This window comes from Nocardia sp. NPDC060220 (genome assembly GCF_042727815.1).
GTDB lineage: Bacteria > Actinomycetota > Actinomycetes > Mycobacteriales > Mycobacteriaceae > Nocardia.
On sequence record NZ_JBHWZY010001216.1, the window covers coordinates 1 to 1565 of the forward strand.

At 68.6% G+C, this 1565-nt stretch carries 4 protein-coding genes; 1 reads left to right on the top strand and 3 read right to left on the bottom strand.

Annotated elements, in window-relative coordinates; genetic code table 11:
- Window positions 1-22: 22 nt before the first annotated feature.
- The gene (locus ACFWF3_RS35415; protein ID WP_235569656.1) at window positions 23-349 is read right to left on the bottom strand and encodes a DUF3017 domain-containing protein; all 327 of its coding nucleotides are present in this window, start codon (window positions 347-349) and stop codon (window positions 23-25) included.
- Between the two features lie 46 nt (window positions 350-395).
- Between ACFWF3_RS35415 and ACFWF3_RS35420 the strand changes: the two genes are divergently transcribed.
- Complete coding sequence (locus ACFWF3_RS35420; protein ID WP_379301651.1) at window positions 396-878, top strand: tRNA (cytidine(34)-2'-O)-methyltransferase; 483 nt, start codon at window positions 396-398, stop codon at window positions 876-878.
- Window position 879: 1 nt separating this feature from the next.
- Here the strand turns inward: ACFWF3_RS35420 and ACFWF3_RS35425 are convergent, their stop codons facing one another.
- Both ACFWF3_RS35425 and ACFWF3_RS35430 read right to left on the bottom strand, forming a co-directional pair.
- Window positions 880-1104 (bottom strand): DUF167 domain-containing protein, encoded by a 225-nt coding sequence (locus ACFWF3_RS35425; protein ID WP_378635378.1) that lies wholly within the window; start codon window positions 1102-1104, stop codon window positions 880-882.
- A partial coding sequence (locus tag ACFWF3_RS35430) for a DUF4349 domain-containing protein (protein WP_379318492.1) occupies window positions 1064-1565 on the bottom strand: 502 nt, incomplete at its 5' end. The genes ACFWF3_RS35425 and ACFWF3_RS35430, both read right to left, overlap by 41 nt.

Sequence of the window (1565 nt, forward strand, 5' to 3'; positions counted from 1 at the left end):
GAACGACGCGGCCGGTTCTGTCTCAGCTGACGCCGAGGGTGTTGATCGTGGCGGCCAGGAAAACGATGGCGCTGCCGAGCGCGGTCAGCGCCGCCACGTCGAACGGGCGGCTGCGCACGGCGAGCAATCCCACCTGCACGGTCGGCAGGCACAGCCGGAACGCGGCGGCCACCAGGGCGGCGCTGCCGAAGATCAGCGCGCCGCGACGCCACCGATCCCACGCGACGAAGCCGACCGCGATCACGATCAGCGCGGTCACCACGGTCATCGGCAGATGACTGCGCAGGTACTGCTCCCCCGCGCTCAACCGCGCGACCCGGTGCTTGCCGGTCGTCTCCGCCTCGTTCACGAGCCCGATTGTTCCAGATACCGCCTGCGCGCGGACGGGGTGGCGCATGACAGAGTGGTCCGCTGTGCTGCACCTGATCTTTCACGAGCCCGTGATTCCGCCCAATACCGGCAATGCGATCCGGTTGGCCGCGGGGACCGGCTGCGCGCTACACCTGATCGAACCGCTCGGCTTCGACCTCTCGGAGTCCAAGCTGCGCCGGGCCGGACTGGACTACCACGACCTCGCGGTGGTGACCGTGCATCCCGACCTGGCGACGGCGTTCGCGGCGATCCGGCCCGGCCGCGTGTTCGCCTTCACCACCCAGGCCACCACGCGTTTCACCGATATCGCCTATCGCGACAACGACGCGCTGCTGTTCGGCACCGAGCCCACCGGTCTGCCCGCGGAAGTACTGGCCGATCCGCAGATCACCGAGCAGGTGCGCATTCCGATGCTGCCGGGGCGGCGGTCGATGAATCTGTCGAACGCGGCGGCGGTGTCGGTGTACGAAGCCTGGCGGCAGCTGGGCTTTCCGGGTGCGGTCTGACTCAGTCGATGTCGAATCGCTTGAACCGTGAGGTGGCGCCGGCGGTCAGCCGAACGGCGGACTTGGCTACGCCGAAATGATCGGCGAGTAGTTCGATCGCGGCCTTGTTGGCCTTGCCCTCGACGGCCGGGGCGCGGACATAGAGGGTGAGAGTGCCGTCTTCGGCGGTTTCGACGAGTGGGCCTTTACGGCTGTTCGGTTTGATCGTCGCCCGCACTGTGGGCACCGGGGGTCTCCTTCCCGGATGCTGCCGATTCGGGTGCGCCTGATGTGCCGACCTCGGATGCGGTGGCTGCCGGTGCGGTAGGCGCGGGAGCGGTCGCTGCGGGTGCGGTAGGCGCGGGAGCGGTCGCTGCGGGTGCGGGTGCGGGTGCGGGAGCGGTGGACACGTGCGCTGCGGTGCGACGGCGCCTGCGCAGCAATCGCAGTGCGGCATACAGCAATCCGCCGATCACCGCGAGGAAGCCCAGCCACGGTACGGCCTTGCCGACGAAGACGATCGCGTCCTGCAACCAGTCGATCAGCGAGTGCCAGCCCGAGACGATGCCGTCCCAGAAGTTGTCCGGGTCGCCGGGTGCGTTCTTGTCGTCGGCGGTGAGGGTGATGGTGAGCGTCGACAGCGCGACCTGATCGTCGAGGCTGCGTTTCTGCGCGGTGAGGCTGTCGAGTTCGCCCTGTCTGCTCGAC